Source organism: Bordetella genomosp. 13 (assembly GCF_007679965.1).
Lineage (GTDB): Bacteria > Pseudomonadota > Gammaproteobacteria > Burkholderiales > Burkholderiaceae_B > Bordetella.
On the sequence record NZ_VEHL01000011.1, the window covers coordinates 206,811 to 220,929 of the forward strand.

The 14,119-nt window shown below is 66.8% G+C and carries 16 protein-coding genes and 1 pseudogene; 6 read left to right on the forward strand and 11 right to left on the reverse strand.

From position 1 onward, the window contains the following. Positions 1-190 precede the first annotated feature (190 nt). The 5 genes and pseudogenes from FS845_RS23865 to FS845_RS23885 form a co-directional block, all read right to left on the reverse strand. Positions 191-565, reverse strand: a complete 375-nt coding sequence (locus FS845_RS23865; protein ID WP_144640180.1) for a hypothetical protein — start codon at positions 563-565, stop codon at positions 191-193. Between the two features lie 57 nt (positions 566-622). Then, positions 623-1,018, reverse strand: a pseudogene (locus FS845_RS23870) (SMI1/KNR4 family protein); the annotation flags it as partial. 71 nt (positions 1,019-1,089) lie between these two features. Then, positions 1,090-1,506: a cupin domain-containing protein gene (locus FS845_RS23875; protein WP_144640186.1), complete on the reverse strand. Its 417-nt coding sequence runs from the start codon at positions 1,504-1,506 to the stop codon at positions 1,090-1,092. 82 nt (positions 1,507-1,588) lie between these two features. Next, entirely contained in the window at positions 1,589-2,068 is a 480-nt protein-coding gene (locus FS845_RS23880) for a carboxymuconolactone decarboxylase family protein (protein ID WP_144640189.1), read from the reverse strand. Between the two features lie 87 nt (positions 2,069-2,155). Then, the gene (locus FS845_RS23885) at positions 2,156-2,911 is read right to left on the reverse strand and encodes an SDR family oxidoreductase (protein ID WP_144640193.1); all 756 of its coding nucleotides are present in this window, start codon (positions 2,909-2,911) and stop codon (positions 2,156-2,158) included. A gap of 220 nt (positions 2,912-3,131) precedes the next feature. Between FS845_RS23885 and FS845_RS23890 the strand changes: the two genes are divergently transcribed. Together FS845_RS23890 and FS845_RS23895 are read left to right on the forward strand one after the other, a co-directional pair. Then, the gene (locus FS845_RS23890; protein ID WP_144640198.1) at positions 3,132-4,733 is read left to right on the forward strand and encodes a winged helix-turn-helix domain-containing tetratricopeptide repeat protein; all 1,602 of its coding nucleotides are present in this window, start codon (positions 3,132-3,134) and stop codon (positions 4,731-4,733) included. Positions 4,734-4,759: 26 nt separating this feature from the next. Continuing rightward, positions 4,760-5,686, forward strand: a complete 927-nt coding sequence (locus FS845_RS23895; RefSeq protein WP_144640201.1) for a LysR family transcriptional regulator — start codon at positions 4,760-4,762, stop codon at positions 5,684-5,686. A gap of 60 nt (positions 5,687-5,746) precedes the next feature. On the opposite strand, the gene FS845_RS23900 is transcribed toward FS845_RS23895, so the two are convergent. Both FS845_RS23900 and FS845_RS23905 read right to left on the reverse strand, forming a co-directional pair. Next, entirely contained in the window at positions 5,747-6,688 is a 942-nt protein-coding gene (locus tag FS845_RS23900) for a type VI immunity family protein (RefSeq protein ID WP_144640204.1), read from the reverse strand. A gap of 150 nt (positions 6,689-6,838) precedes the next feature. Continuing rightward, a complete protein-coding gene (locus FS845_RS23905) occupies positions 6,839-7,528 on the reverse strand; it encodes a hypothetical protein (RefSeq protein ID WP_144640207.1) in 690 nt (229 codons plus the stop codon). A 176-nt stretch (positions 7,529-7,704) separates the two neighbouring features. Here FS845_RS23905 and FS845_RS23910 point away from each other — a divergent pair, with 176 nt between their 5' ends. The 3 genes from FS845_RS23910 to FS845_RS23920 all read left to right on the forward strand — a co-directional run bounded on the left by FS845_RS23910 (position 7,705) and on the right by FS845_RS23920 (position 9,405). Further along, the gene (locus tag FS845_RS23910) at positions 7,705-8,337 is read left to right on the forward strand and encodes a glutathione S-transferase family protein (protein ID WP_144640211.1); all 633 of its coding nucleotides are present in this window, start codon (positions 7,705-7,707) and stop codon (positions 8,335-8,337) included. A 23-nt stretch (positions 8,338-8,360) separates the two neighbouring features. After that, a complete protein-coding gene (locus FS845_RS23915; protein ID WP_144640214.1) occupies positions 8,361-8,990 on the forward strand; it encodes a glutathione S-transferase family protein in 630 nt (209 codons plus the stop codon). Between the two features lie 205 nt (positions 8,991-9,195). After that, positions 9,196-9,405 (forward strand): hypothetical protein, encoded by a 210-nt coding sequence (locus tag FS845_RS23920; protein ID WP_144640217.1) that lies wholly within the window; start codon positions 9,196-9,198, stop codon positions 9,403-9,405. 23 nt (positions 9,406-9,428) lie between these two features. Here FS845_RS23920 and FS845_RS23925 read toward each other — a convergent pair whose 3' ends face one another. From FS845_RS23925 to FS845_RS23940, 3 genes are all read right to left on the reverse strand, one after another. Next, positions 9,429-10,025, reverse strand: coding sequence for a YSC84-related protein (locus tag FS845_RS23925; RefSeq protein ID WP_144640220.1), 597 nt, complete (start codon positions 10,023-10,025; stop codon positions 9,429-9,431). Positions 10,026-10,179: 154 nt separating this feature from the next. Next, positions 10,180-11,778 (reverse strand): EAL domain-containing protein, encoded by a 1,599-nt coding sequence (locus FS845_RS23930; protein ID WP_186332400.1) that lies wholly within the window; start codon positions 11,776-11,778, stop codon positions 10,180-10,182. A gap of 791 nt (positions 11,779-12,569) precedes the next feature. Further along, positions 12,570-12,767 (reverse strand): hypothetical protein, encoded by a 198-nt coding sequence (locus tag FS845_RS23940; protein WP_186332402.1) that lies wholly within the window; start codon positions 12,765-12,767, stop codon positions 12,570-12,572. A 306-nt stretch (positions 12,768-13,073) separates the two neighbouring features. Here FS845_RS23940 and FS845_RS23945 point away from each other — a divergent pair, with 306 nt between their 5' ends. Further along, complete coding sequence (locus FS845_RS23945) at positions 13,074-13,394, forward strand: virulence factor (RefSeq protein WP_144640229.1); 321 nt, start codon at positions 13,074-13,076, stop codon at positions 13,392-13,394. A 215-nt stretch (positions 13,395-13,609) separates the two neighbouring features. Here the strand turns inward: FS845_RS23945 and FS845_RS23950 are convergent, their stop codons facing one another. Beyond that, positions 13,610-13,858, reverse strand: a complete 249-nt coding sequence (locus FS845_RS23950; RefSeq protein ID WP_144640232.1) for a hypothetical protein — start codon at positions 13,856-13,858, stop codon at positions 13,610-13,612. Between the last annotated feature and the right edge of the window lie 261 nt (positions 13,859-14,119).

Below are 14,119 nucleotides of genomic sequence, written 5' to 3' on the forward strand. Positions count from 1 at the left end.
TAAATTGGGTCGGACTATTTCACGATCGCGACAATGCTAGGTTTGCTACATGCCAGCGGGATGACAGACAACAAGGATTACATTTGAAGATTTTCTGTTGAAAACCGAACAGGCACGCGCATGCCGGCCAGGCTGGCCATACGGGCTGGGAAAGCGGGGATTTAACGAGTCCGACGCGCGCGCTTGGGTGTCAGGTCGTGCAGCCGCGCAGCAGGTCTTCGACCTTGGCTGCCGGGATGCGCGGATGATCCGCGCCGGTGCTGTAGAGCCGCGACGCCGAGCCGCCCGGGGTGGGCTCGACGCGAAGCAGGTAGTAGTCCTGCCGCTGCGGGAAATTGTCCTGATAGACCGTCACGTCCACGCGGTGTTCGGCGGGAAAGCGGGCCACGTCCGCCGCCCTGCCCCACTGGTCCACCGTGGGCTGGATGCACGCGTAGACATCGTCCGCCGAGCGCACCGACAGGAACAGGATGGGCTTGCCGGACTCCAGGTCCGTGGTCTGCACGCTGCCCGCGCATCCGGCCAGCCCCGCCAGTGCCGCCGCGGCGGCGATCGTTCTGAACATGTCCTGCCTCGCGTTCTACATCGACGAGGGCAATGATAAAGGCAGGCGACGGCCCCGCTACGACAGCTCTAGCGTCCCGCCTTCCATCGACGCCACCAGATCCCCCGGCCACGCCGCGATCGGGCGATCCGCGTCGGCCTTCCAGAACTCGACCAGTTGCCCCGGCTGCCCGCCGTCCTCGGCGCGCGGGTCCAGGCACAGATGGCTGCCGCCGCCGTTGTCCAGGAAAGGCACCCAGCCCGCGCGCCACCAGGCGGGGTCTTCGAAGTCGTAGCCGATCATGCCGTCCAGGACGTCCTTGCTGTCGGCGCTGTCCTCCAGCGAGGCGAACATCCAGTTGCCCTGCAGGGCCTCCATGTTCATCGGGTCCTGGCCGTTGCGCCAACGGTAGAGCGCCCTGAACTCCTCGGGCAGCTTCAGCGCGAAGCGCCGTTCGAAGGCGTCCAGTTGCTCGTCCGTGGCGCCGGGCCTGCAACGACGCGGGCGAGGCCCTCGCGACGCGTGCCCCGTCCGCGTTCCGGCGCTTACCGCACGGGCGTCAACACCGGCTTGTCCTTGTTCTTCAGCAGGATGGCAAGGAACTTCGCCGGCTTGTCCTGGCTGGCATTGCGTCCGACCGTATGCACGTCGTCCGGGCCTTCGTAGAACGTCTGGCCGGGCTGCAGCGTGACGGGCTCCTTGCCGCGCACGCCCATGACCACCGAGCCTTCCAGCACGTAGACGAAGCCGTGGGCGTCGTGCGTGTGCACCGGGTCGGCGCCGCCCGGGGGATACTCGACCAGCAGCATCACGACTTCCTTGCCGGGATTGTCGGACAGCAACTGGGCCATCAGCGGTTTCACGTCGGGCCCGGGGGCCGATGCGTCGGCGGGCGCATGGGCTTGGGCCATGCCGGCCGCGGCCAGCAGGAGCGACGCGGCAAGCGTCTTGAATGTACGCATGATTCTTCCTTTTCGAAGCCCATCAAGGCGGGATGGCCGTGCCCGTCGCGCGCCGCCAGGGGCGCGCGCGGGCGGGCGCGGCTCAGACCAGACCCGAACCGTCGATGCCGAACGCCTTGTCGTAGATGCCCGGCTCGACCTGGAACGCGACGTTGACGCGATTCCAGGCGTTGATGGACATCACCTGGAACGTCAGGTCCGAGAGCTCCTTTTCCGAGAACGCTTCGCGCACGCGGGCATAGACCGCGTCCGGCACGCCCGAGGTGGGCAGCTGCGTGAGGATCTCGGTCCACTCCAGCGCGGCGCGCTCTCGGTCGTTGAACAGGTTCGACTCGCGCCACGCGGCGACGTGGTGCATGCGCAGCTGGCGTTCGCCGTGCTTGGTGGCTTCCTTGACGTGCATGTCCAGGCAGAAGGCGCAGCCGTTCATCTGCGAGGCGCGGATGTCCACCAGGTGCCGGACGGTCTCTTCCACGGGCGACTGCTTCAGCGCCATGCTGAAGGCGACGAACTTCTTGAACAGCTCGGAGGATTGCTTTTGATAGTCGATGCGCGAGGTCATGGTTGTTCCTTGATTGAAGGTATTCGTTGAAGCGTGGAGGGAAAGCGTCGCGGACGGCCGGCGGCAATCCCGCCGGCCGCCGTTCGTTCAGGGGCGCGCCGCGGCGCGGATCAGCCAGTTCTGAAACCGCGTAGGCGCGATGCGGGCGCCTTCGCCGGTGACCAGCGAGCGGTCATCCAGTTCGCTGCCGAAATAGCGGGCGTGCACGTCGGCCACCACGTCGCGCGTGTCGCCCTGCGCGGCCAGGTACCTGCGGGCCAGCTCGTCCAGCGGGAAGCGATCCGGTCCGCCGGTCTCGATCGTGCCGTTCAACGGCGTGCCCACGGCCAGGTCGGCCAGCACGGCCGCCACGTCGTCCGCGGCGACGGGCTGGAACAGCGCGGGCGACAGGCGGGCCACGCCGTCCTGCGTGCCGGCTTCGACGATGCCGCCGATGAATTCGAAGAACTGCGTGGCGCGCAGGATGGTGTACGGCTGGCGCGACGCCTCGATCAGCGCCTCCTGCGCGGCCTTGGCGCGCAGGTAGTCGTTGTCGGGCAGGCGGTCAGCGCCCACGATGGACAGGATCAGGTGATGCTCGACGCCGGCGCGGGCCTCGGCGGCCAGCAGGTTGCGCGTGGACGTGGTGAAGAAGCCCATGACGGCCTGGGCCTCGAACGAGGGCGAATTGGACACGTCCACCACCACCTTGGCGCCGGCCAGCGCCGGGTCCAGGCCCTCGCCGGTTAGCGTATCGACGCCCGAACGGGGCGACGCCGCGACCACTTCATGGCCTACGCTGCGCAGCCGGCTCACCACGTTCGAGCCGATCAGGCCGGTGCCGCCGATGACGACGATCTTCATAGTGTTCTCCTGGGTTTTGTCGACTGCCCGTTGGCGTCGATCGATGGAGTCAGTATGGGCACGGGCCGCGCCCCGGGCTTTGCCGCGGCCTTTGTTTTCCCTTGGTTTTCCCTTGGGAATACCTTCAGGCGGCGGCGCCTGGCTTACTATCGAGCGCATATCCGGGGCACAGCCCCTCCTGGCCGGACCGCCGGCAGGCAGAAGAACAAGGAAAGCCCGAATGCTGCTGGCGTTTGACGACTGCGTGATCGACCTGGACCGGCGGGAACTCTCGCGGGCGTCGCAGGTGGTCGCCACCCCGCCCCAGGTCTTCGACCTGCTGGTCTATCTGGCGCAGAACCGCGAACGCGTGGTCAGCCGCGACGACCTGATCGCGGCGGTCTGGGCCGGCCGCATCGTGTCGGAATCCACCCTCGCCAGTCACATCAACGCCGTACGCAAGGCAGTGGGCGACAGCGGCCAGCAGCAGGGCGTGATCCGCACGGTGGCCCGCAAGGGGTTCCGCTTCGTTGCGCAGGCCCGCGAAACCGGCCTGCAGCCGCCCGATGGGGCCGCGCAGCCCGATGGGGCCCCGCAGCCGGCCACCGGGCAGGCCGCGACGAAAGCCGCCGCCCCGGCGGTGCTGCCCGCCAAGCCGTCCATCGCCGTGCTGCCCTTCGTGAATCTCAGCGGCGATCCGGAACAGGAGTACCTGGCCGACGGCGTGGTGGAGGACGTGATCGCGGCGCTGTCGCAATACCGTTGGATGTTCGTCGTGGCGCGCAATTCCAGCTTCACGTACAAGGCCCGCGCGGTGGACGTGAAGCAGGTGGGCCGCGAGCTGGGCGTGCGCTACGTGCTGGAAGGCAGCTGGCGCAAGGCGGGCAACCGCGTGCGCATCACGGGCCAGCTGATCGACGCGGCCACCGGCGCGCTGCACTGGGCCGGCCGTTTCGAAGGCGTGCTGGAAGACATCTTCGAACTGCAGGACCAGATCACGCGCGACGTGGTGGGCGCCATCGCCCCCCAGCTGGAACGCGCCGAGATCGAGCGCGCCCGCCACACGCCCACCGACAGCATGGACGCCTACGACTGCTATCTGCGCGGCATGGCGTGGCTGCACCAAGGCACCCGCCTGGCCATCGACCACGCGCTGCCGCTGTTCGAAAAGGCCATCGCGTCAGATCCGGAGTTCTCGTCGGCGTATGCAATGGCGGCATGGTGCCATTGCTGGCGCAAGCTGAACGGCTGGATGACGGACCGCCCGCGCGAGATCGCCGAAGGCCTGCGCCTGGCGCGCCGCGCGATCGAGCTGGACAACAACGATGCCGTGGCGCTGACTCGCTGCGGCCCGGTCGCGGCCCATCTGGGCGGCGACCTGAAGGGCGGCATCGCGCTGGTGGACCGCGCGCTGGCCCTGAACCCCAACCTGGCGCCCGCCTGGTTCCTGGGCGCCTATCTGCGCCTGTGGGATGGCCAGACCGACACGGCCATCGAGCACTTCACGCACGCCATGCGGCAGAGCCCGCTGGACATGGAGCTGTACCGCATGCAGGCGGGCATCGCGGCGGCCCATCTGTTCCAGGGCCGCCATGACGAATCCGTGGCCTGGGCGGAGAAGTCCTTGCGCGAGTTGCCGAGCTTCCTGCTGGCCGCGGCGGTGTTGGCGGCCAGCCAGGCGCTGGCCGGCCGCGACATGGCGGCGGCCAACGCCCTGGCCCGATTGCGCGAACTGGATCCGGCGCTGCGGCTGTCCAACCTGCGCGACCTGCTGCCGATCCAGAAGCCCGACGACCTGGACACCTTGACCCGCGGCCTGCGCAAGGCCGGACTACCCGCCTGATTTCGCGGCTGCCAAGGAGCTCTCCCATGGACCGATTCGACGCGATGCAGGCCTTCGCCCGGGTGGTGGAGGCCGGCAGCTTCACCAAGGCCGCCGACACCCTGCATATGAGCCGGGCCACGGTGACGCAACTGGTGCAGCAGCTCGAGGCGCGGCTGCGTGTGAAGCTGCTGAACCGCACCACGCGCCGCGTCCATGTCACGGCCGACGGCGCCGCGTACTACGAGCGCGTGGTGCGGCTGCTGGCCGACATGGACGATGCCGAGACCAGCCTGTCCAGCGCGTCGGCCGCGCCGCGCGGGCGGCTGCGCGTGGACGTGCCCAGTCCGCTGGCGCGCACGATCATCGTGCCGGCGCTGCCGGCCTTCCATGCGCGCTATCCCGACATCCAGTTCGACATGGGCGTCAGCGACCGCATGGTGGACCTGCTGGGCGAGAACGTGGACTGCGTGGTGCGCGGCGGCGAGCTGACCGACCAGTCGCTGATGGCCCGCCACGTGGGCGACCTGCGGCTGGGGGTGTACGCCGCGCCTGCCTACCTGGCGCGCGCTGGCACGCCGGCCCATCCGCTGGAACTGGAGAACTCGCACCACCGCGTGGTGGGCTATCTGTGGGCGCGGCTGGGCAAGGCCCTGCCCTACGCCATGCGGCGCGGCGCGGAAGACCTGCACCTGCATGGCCGCTACGTGCTGGCGGTGGACGACGGCAACGCCTACCTGGAAGCCGGACTGGCCGGCCTGGGCGTGCTGTGGCTGCCCGACTACATGGCCAAAGGGCCCGTGGCGCGCAGGGAACTGGTGCCCCTGTTCGAAGATTGGCGGATGGACCCGATGCCCATGTACGTCGCCTTTCCGCCCAACCGGCACGTCAGCGCCAAGCTGCGGGTGTTCATCGACTGGATGGTGGAGCTGATGGCGCAGCACGCGCCTGTGATGCCGCGGCAGCCCCGCTGACCGCGCGCCGTCCCGGGCGTTCGGCCATGCCGGATGCAGGCGCGTGGAATCCAGCCGTCCTCAGCCGAACCGGCCCAGATACGCATCCAGGCGCTCGGCCGCCCGCGCGTCGTCATTGGCGTTGCCGCCGAACATGAAGCAGCGCGCGCAGCCACGCGGAAACCGGATGGGAGCCAGATGCCGCGCCACGGCGCGGTAGGCCGAGATGCTTTCGTGCTTGCTCGCGTCGCCCCATACCGGTTCGGCGCCCGCGGTGACGGCAATGGCCTTGTTGCCGCAGCGCGTGGACACGCCCACCTCGCGCTCCAGCGCCGCGAGGCCGTGGGTGACCCGGCCGAAGAACGGCCATCCGATCAGGGTGCGCCAGCCGATGTCGGCAATGCCCGGCTGCTCGTCGGCGGCCCAGCGATGCATGGAGTTCTCGCGCCGCACGCCGTCCATCACCATGGCCGGCGAGATGTGGATGGCCGCCGGGTAGCGGTCCAACTGCTGCGCCAGCTCGAATTCCAGGCTGCTCTTGTGCGGCGGCAGGAAGAAACCCATGCCCATGACGCCGCAGATCAGCTTGGCGCCCAGGAGCAGGTCGGTGATCAGGTTGGCGAACGCGACGTTGTGCGCGTGCTCGGCCGGCAGGTCGATCTCGAAGAACGCCATGCCGCTGCGCTGCTCCACGCCGAAATACGGCAGCGCGGGATCTTCGAACTCGGACAGCACGTAGCCGTAGCGGCGCAGGCCATCGCCATATTCCGTGGCGGCCTGCTCGAAGAAGGCCCTGCCCTGCGCCACGAGGCCGGTGTTGAGCTTGCGGATCTTGCCGCGATGCTTGCCGAAGCGATAAGAGGCCATGTAGGCAGCGGCGCCCCAGGCCTCTTCGAAATGCTGGTAGGCCTGTGCCAACGCGCCCCGGTTCGCCTCGTCCGAGATCTCGCCATCCAGCAACGCGATGATGCGAAACGCCGGCACGGCGAAGGGGGTCTCGTTGTACAGCAGCATGTCCGGCATGGGCTTGCATCCTTCTGGCGGCGGGCTTGAAGGCGACGGCAGTCCGCCGCGCGGGGAAGTGCCCCGAGATTGTGCAAGCCTTGGGCGAAGGAAGTCCTACCAAACCCTTCTACATGCCAGCAATCCATACGAAATGGCTTTTAGGCCTGGCTAGCGTGCGGAAGGGGCCGGCGCCGTATCCTGTCCTTGCGCATCCACGTCGCCGCCCGGCCCCGCCACGCCGCCTTCGACGCCGCCCAGGTCGGCCAGCAGGTCGTAGCAGCGCGACTCCAGCTCTTCCGCCGCGGCGGCGCGCTGCGGCGAATCCTCGTCCACCGCGCTGCGGCAGCGCAGGCCCACCGCCACGGCGGGCTTGGCCTCGCTGCCGTCCTGCGTCACGCCCTTGACGCTGATGAACTGCACGTAGTGATAGCGCTTGCCGTTCTCCAGGGCCGTGTAGATCAGCTGCGCGCCGCCGGCCTCGAACTCCATGCCGGGCATGCCTTCGACCTCGCGCATGGTGTCCTGGATGGCCTCGTCGCTGGCATGCTCCAGCGCGCGAGCCTCTTCGGCCGGCAGGTCCGCATAGTCGATCGAGCGCGCCAGCAGCCGCAGCGACAGGCGCGCCACCGCGAACTGGCCGGCCACCGACTTCAAGGGGAAGCGGTACTCGGCATAGTGCGTGCCCTCCTTGTCCCATTGCGATACCGTCCGCCAGTCTCCGGGCGGCTGGAACACCGGCTTGCCGCCCGCGACGCCCAGGCGAGCCGGGACGTTGTCCTGGGCGGACAGGACAGGCGCGGCGCCCAGGACGCCGAGGACGAAAACGAAGGCAATGGCGGTACGGCGTGATGCGGACATGGGATGCGAAGCGATCTGCCTGGATATGCCGCGATGATAGCCGAGCGCGGGGCCGGCCACCGGCTGTCGCATCGGGCCGCTGCGCGGGCCCGAATAGGCATAGAATTTCGGCGAACGTTCCGGCGCCGCGCCGTTGCCACGGCAGGTCCTGGACACCCCTACGACGAGGAGACAGCATGCTGAAGATCTGGGGCCGCGCGAATTCCGTCAACGTGCAGAAAGTGCTGTGGTGCTGCGACGAACTGCAATTGCCTTACGAGCGCATCGACGCCGGCCTGCACCACGGCCGCAACAACGAGCCCGAATACCTGGCCATGAATCCCAACGGCCGAGTGCCCACGCTGGAAGACGGCGACTTCGTGCTGTGGGAATCCAATGCCATCCTGCGCTACCTGGCCCTGCAATACGGCCAGGACAGCGGCCTGTATCCCCAGGGCGCCCGGGCGCGCGGCAGCATGGAGCGCTGGCTGGACTGGACCCTGGCCTCGCTGCAGCCGGCCGAACGCCCGCTGTTCTGGGGCATGATCCGCACACCGCCCGAACAGCGCGACATGGCCGCCCTGCAGAAGGCCGCGGACGAGACCGGCAAGCTGTGGCTGGTGCTGGACGAGCGCCTGCGGGACCGCGCCTACGTCGAAGGCGAAACCTTCACGCTGGCCGACATCGTGCTGGGCGCCTACTGCCGGCGCTACCTGGGCGACGAAATGGCCAGCCTGCGCCGGCCGTCCACGCCGCACCTGCAGGCCTGGTACGAGCGCCTGCACGACCGGCCCGCCTTCCGCCAGCACATCGCCCCCGCCCTCAGCTGATCGTCCTCGGAGCCCATCCGGCCATGACCATCGAACTGCATACCTGGAATACCCCGAACGGCCGCAAGATCAGCGTGGCGCTGGAGGAAATGGCGCTGCCCTATTCCGTCCACCCCGTCGACATCCGCAACGGCAGGCAATTCGACCCTGCCTTCCTTGCGATCAGCCCGAACAACCGCATCCCGGCCATCGTCGATCCCGATGGCCCGCAGGGCGGGCCGGTCAGCGTGTTCGAATCGGGGGCCATCCTGCTTTACCTGGGCGAGAAGACCGGAAAGTTCCTGCCCGCGCCGCTGGCCGAGCGCATCCCCGTGCTGGAATGGCTGATGTGGCAGATGGGCGGCTTCGGCCCCATGCCGGGCCAGGCGCACCACTTCCTGGGCCTGCAGAACGAGGACGACAGGCGTTATGGCGCCAAGCGCTACGTGGACGAGACGCGCCGGCTGTACGGCGTGCTGGACCGCCGGCTGGCGCAGGCGGAGTTCGTGGCGGGACCGCTGTCTGTGGCCGACTTCGCCATCGTCGGCTGGGCGTGGCGCCACGAGCGCCACCAGGTCGACCTCGCGGACTTCCCGAACGTGCGGCGCTGGTACGACACGCTGATGGCGCGTCCGGGCGTCAAGCGGGGCTTCGACGTGAAGCTGGACACCTGAGCCCGCCAGGCCGAGGCGATCCGGCCGCCCGCCGCTACTGGCGGGAATCGATTCCGGCGTGCCCGGTGCCGGCACGCCCGAGCCTTCGAACAATCGGGCCGGGTCGCGGCCATTGTTCCCAAATTCGGACAAGTGTCTTTCGATAGGCACTCTTTATACGATTCGCTGCCGTCCATAGAATACCTTTCCATGAACGGAGCCTATCATGAGAGCCTTAATTGAAAAGAATCTTAATCAACCCGCGTTGGTGAACGCCTTGGTGGACTTCACGGGCTTGATGGCGCGCGTGGATTTCAATCTGGGGCAGGCCGCCTTCGTGGTGGCCGCCCGCGGCCTGCGCCACAGCCTGCCGGCCGTGCAGCGCCTGGCCCGGCGCACGACGTCGCGCGCCGGCCTGGGCAAGCAGGCGGACTGAGCGCCCGCCCGTATCTACACGCTTTACAGGCCCGTATCGCGCGTGATCTTGCTGCCGTCGATCGACACGCCCGCCATCAGGCCGGCGTTGTTCAGCACGAAGCCGACGACCGACTGCTGGTAGGTATTGCTGTCGATGCTGCCGTTGGCGCCGATCTTGGCGACGGCCACGGTGGCGTCGGCGCCGACCGTCCAGCCGTTGCTCTCGCGGAATTTCTTCAGCGCGGCGTCGGTCATGAACAGCAGCACGGTGGCGCGCGACTGGGCGCCGGCCTGGAAGCCGATCGAGCCGCCCGCGGTGGTGTAGTAGGACACCGGCTGGCCGCCCACGCGCAGCACGCCCTTGCCGTATTCGCCGGCCACGATGAAGCCGCCGCCCAGCACCGCCGGGAAGACCAGCACGCCCTTGGCGCGCTGGACCAGTTCGCGCGACTGCGGCGAAGCCTGGTACAGCTTGGACAACGTGGAGTCGGCGCCGGAGTTGATCTCGGAGCGCTGCTGGGCCGGCGTGGCCGAATTGTTCTGGGTGTTGGTCGTGCAGCCCGCGAAGGTCAGGCCCGCCAGGGCGACGGTGGCGGCGGCGAGGCCGCTGCGGCGCAGGATAGAGGAAGTTCCGAACATGGTGCTTCTCCTTTCAGTGGGCGAACCACTTTGTTAATGGGGTGCGAACAACTCTACTCCGCCCGCCTGTTACTGGCGTGAGCGAGGCCTGACATAAGGCCAGAAAGGGCAACCAAACCTGTCACGCCTGGTTGCGCATTTCCGGTGGCGCCGGTCAGGCCGGCAGGTGCGCGGCAGACGCCGCCAACGAGGGTGCCAGCGGCTCGTGGCCGTCCTGTAGCAGCCAGGGAACGAGGTCCGCGCATGGCATTGGCCTGCCATACAGGTAGCCCTGGATATACGAGACGTTACGGGCCCGCAGATAGCGCAGTTGCATTTCGGTCTCCACGCCCTCGGCCACGACCTGCAGTTTCAGGCGCCCGGCCAGCGCGATGATGGCGTCGAGCACCGGCGCCTCGCCGTCGACCGATTCGATGGCGCTGACGAACCCCCGGTCGATCTTCAGGTAGTCCACGGGGAATCGATGCAGGTAGGACAGCGAACAGTTGCCCACGCCGAAATCATCGATGGCCACCAGCGCGCCGGTCGCGCGCAAGGCCTCGAGATTGCGGCGCGCGGTGTCGTCGTCGGACACCAGGCTGCGCTCGGTGATCTCCAGCACCAGTACGATCTGGCGCTGCTGCAGCACGCTGCGCAGGTGCGACACGTCGGTGACCAAGTGCGAACTGGCCAGGTGTTCGGCCGCCAGGTTGACGCCGATGTGGAGTCCCGGACGCAGCGGCCATTGCGCCACGTCGCGTTCGATCAGCTCGAACAGGTGCAAGGTCAGCGGCACGATCATGCCGTGCGTCTCGGCCTGCGCGATGAAGATGTCGGGCCGCACTTCCTCGCCCGACGGCGTGCGCCAGCGCATCAGCGCCTCCACGCCCATGCACAGCCCCAGTTTCACGTCGTAGATGGGTTGGTAGCACAGATAGAACTCGCCGGCGCGCATGCCTCGCCGCAGGCTCTCCACCGGAGAGAGCTGGCGCAGCCGCAAACGCCACGCGATGAAACCCAGCGCCCCGGCCAGCAGCAGCGTGGCGGGCAGGAACTCGAGCGCCACGCGGCGCCAGGCGGCATACACATCCTCGGCGGGCACGGTGACCGAGACCTGCACGGCATCGTCGTCGGAGCGCAGGCGGCGCACCTGCGCCATGGAGCCAGCCGCCCCGCCCTGATAACCCTGGCTGCGGATGGACACACCGGTGCCGAAGTGCATCTCTACATGGTATGAGCGCAGGTCGGCTACGGTATTGAGCAGGTCGATCAGGTATTGCCCATCGAGCACCGCCAGCACGGTGACATCGTCAAGATTCTGCGCGAAGATCACCGCGGGCCGGGTCTCGCTGGCGGCCGTGACCCCCACCGAGGCGATCGAGCGGCCCTGGGGCAACGCGGACAAAGTGGGCAGCAGCACCGACAGGCGGCGCACGTTGCTGTTGACGCCCGCGGCGCACTCGATGACGTCGTCCCGCGCGAACAACAGGGACCGCAGATAGGGAGAGATCGAGCCCATGTACTGCAGCGTCGGTTCCGCCATGGAGCACGGTCGCCCAGCCAGGGGTCCCAGTTCGTCGACCACCCGCCATGCATAGGCGGACATGGTCTGCGCCTGGTGCATCAGCACGCGCGCGGCGATGTCCGCCTGGGTGGAAGTCAGGCGCCGCGCCTCGCTGAGCGAGGCGAAGGCGCACAGCACGGCCGGCGCCAGCAATACCAGCACGGCCTGCACGACAAACCACCACGCATGCTGGCCCCTCCAGACCTGCATGCCCAACCGCCCTCTACGTAAGGTCCGCGACCCACCCATGCCGTATCCCGAAACCTGGCGCCACTGCGCAGAGTGTTGCACAGGACTGATGAATTCCTGCGAACCTTAGCAGGAATATTCACAAAGCATGAAATTATTCGAATGTTTTGTGAACTTTCGCTTACAGCTGGAGTGACCCCGGGCGACTGCGCATCGATCGCAGTTGTTGCAACGCCGGGGGTCGGGCAACTATTGACTGGCGACGCGGCCCTGCCCCGCGCTGGGCGGCGGAGCATGAGCAACGATCCGCTTGGGTTTCCAGATTTTGCATGCGTGATCCAGGCCCTTGTCCTGGCACAGAAATCTGGCAAAGCCCATCGCCTGATCAACGGTAAGAAACTCGTAGCGCCGACCTGCATACGTCACCGCGCGTCCATCCCGTGTCACCTCCAAGCTATCCTCCTCGCAAAAATGCACAAATATCCGTCAGGGATCCATAACCATAATGACATACTCACAAGTCCGGGAGTACCTGATAGGAGCGCATACAAAAGCAGGGAAAACGCGATTGCATCATTCTCCAAAATCCGCTGAAAAAATACGCGATTTTGGCAGCGCTACCATTCTGCAGCACATTGCATGCCTGCTGGCGGTGATTTCATGCGGAAAGAAAGAGATTCGCGCGAGTTGAAGATGGCGGGCTAGACGGCCAGCAGCGGTTGCGGCGGCAATGCGTGGCCGGGAATGAAGAGAAACTGTGGTGTCAACAATGGAAAAGTGTGGGCCGGAAGCCCCGGCCCACACCACGCGGCCTATTGCTGCGGCGGCTCGATCCAGAAGAATCGTTCACCCTGGGCGATCATGCCGGATACCTCGTCGGCGTCCATGCGCAGATCGGTGCCCATGAGGGTCGCCCCGCCATCGTCATGGATGTGGATGATGGCCGGCGGATCGTTTTCCATGGTGTACCAGTAGTACCCAGGCTTCAGGTCGTGAGAGGCGGTCGTCATGATGGCGGGTATCCCTGCAAAGTGATGGTGCGGCGGCGGCGCCACAGGCGTAAACGTATGCTACCGAGGCCCTCCGAGGGCAGCGGCAAGGACTGACATCGCGCCTATTTCAGCCGATTTCAAACCCTGTCATCCAGCTTGCACGGTCCTCGGGGACGGCGCAATATGGTCTCGAGCGCAGTGGGCACTCTGTTGCGGATCGTCGCCAGTCATCGCGGTTCCGACATGCTTTTCCCGCTGCACCGTCCGACAATGGATCTGGATATTTTCAACTTGGCTGTCCCAGGGCAGCAAGGCAGGAGCATCATGAAAAAGTGGCTGATCGCAGGCTTGGGCGCAGCGGGCGTACTGCTGTCCAGCGCGGCGCTGGCCCGTGTCGACGTGGGCGTCAGCATCGGCATTCCGGGGTATGGCTATCCGCCACCGCCGGTGTATGTGGCCCCGCCGCCGCCCGTTTACGTGGCCCCGCGCCCGGTATACGTCGCGCCGCCGCCGCGGGTGTACGTGGCTCCGCCGCCGCCCGTGTATTACCCGGCGCCGGTGTATTACGGCCCCCGGTACTATGGCGGCGGCGGCCGTGGCCACTACCGCCACCATCATCACCACGATCGCGGCTGGCGCCGCTAGCCCAGGAGGGCGTGCGTGCAGTGGCTGTCGCTGGAATGAAAAACGCCGCCCCAGGGCGGCGTTTTCATGCCGACTTCATGGGTTGCGGCGTGGGCACGGGCATGGGAGACCGTGCATGCAGGGGTGCCGTGGGCTGAATGCCATCGGCTTGGGAAGAGTGCTCGCGGATCAGGTCGATCCAGCGGCGCGGGGCGCTAGAGGCGCGCCACCAACCATTATGCGGACGCATGGGCAAACTCGGGTTCTCCGTTGAAACGCACACCATTGACCTTCTCGAAGATTTCCTGGCTGCCCTGTTCGGCTTCGTCGCGGCTGGCGTAGGACGCCAGGCCAGGAACCTGCCAGAGCTTTTCCGGTGCGGTGCCGCCGATGCGGCGGGTACAGATGCGGATCCCGTAGCCCCTGTCTTCTTCCTGGACGACGGTACAACGCACACGGAAATCTCCAATCGTTCGCGAAGTCATATTAGCTTCCTCTATTGAAATGACAGGGCTGTTTCGCCACGGGCGTAATTGTGCCGCAACAACCGACCCTTTTTATTGCGACTACACAATTGTTCACATCAATAGCAAAGGCATTACGTCCGTCAGCATAAGGGCGAAAAAAGACAGCGATATGGCTACGATATGTGTAAAAAAGCCCGCAACTTTGAACTGACCCCTGAAAGTTGGACGAGATCCGACCTTCGGGGGTTTTTGCATGGCGAAGTACGACGAGCGTTTCAA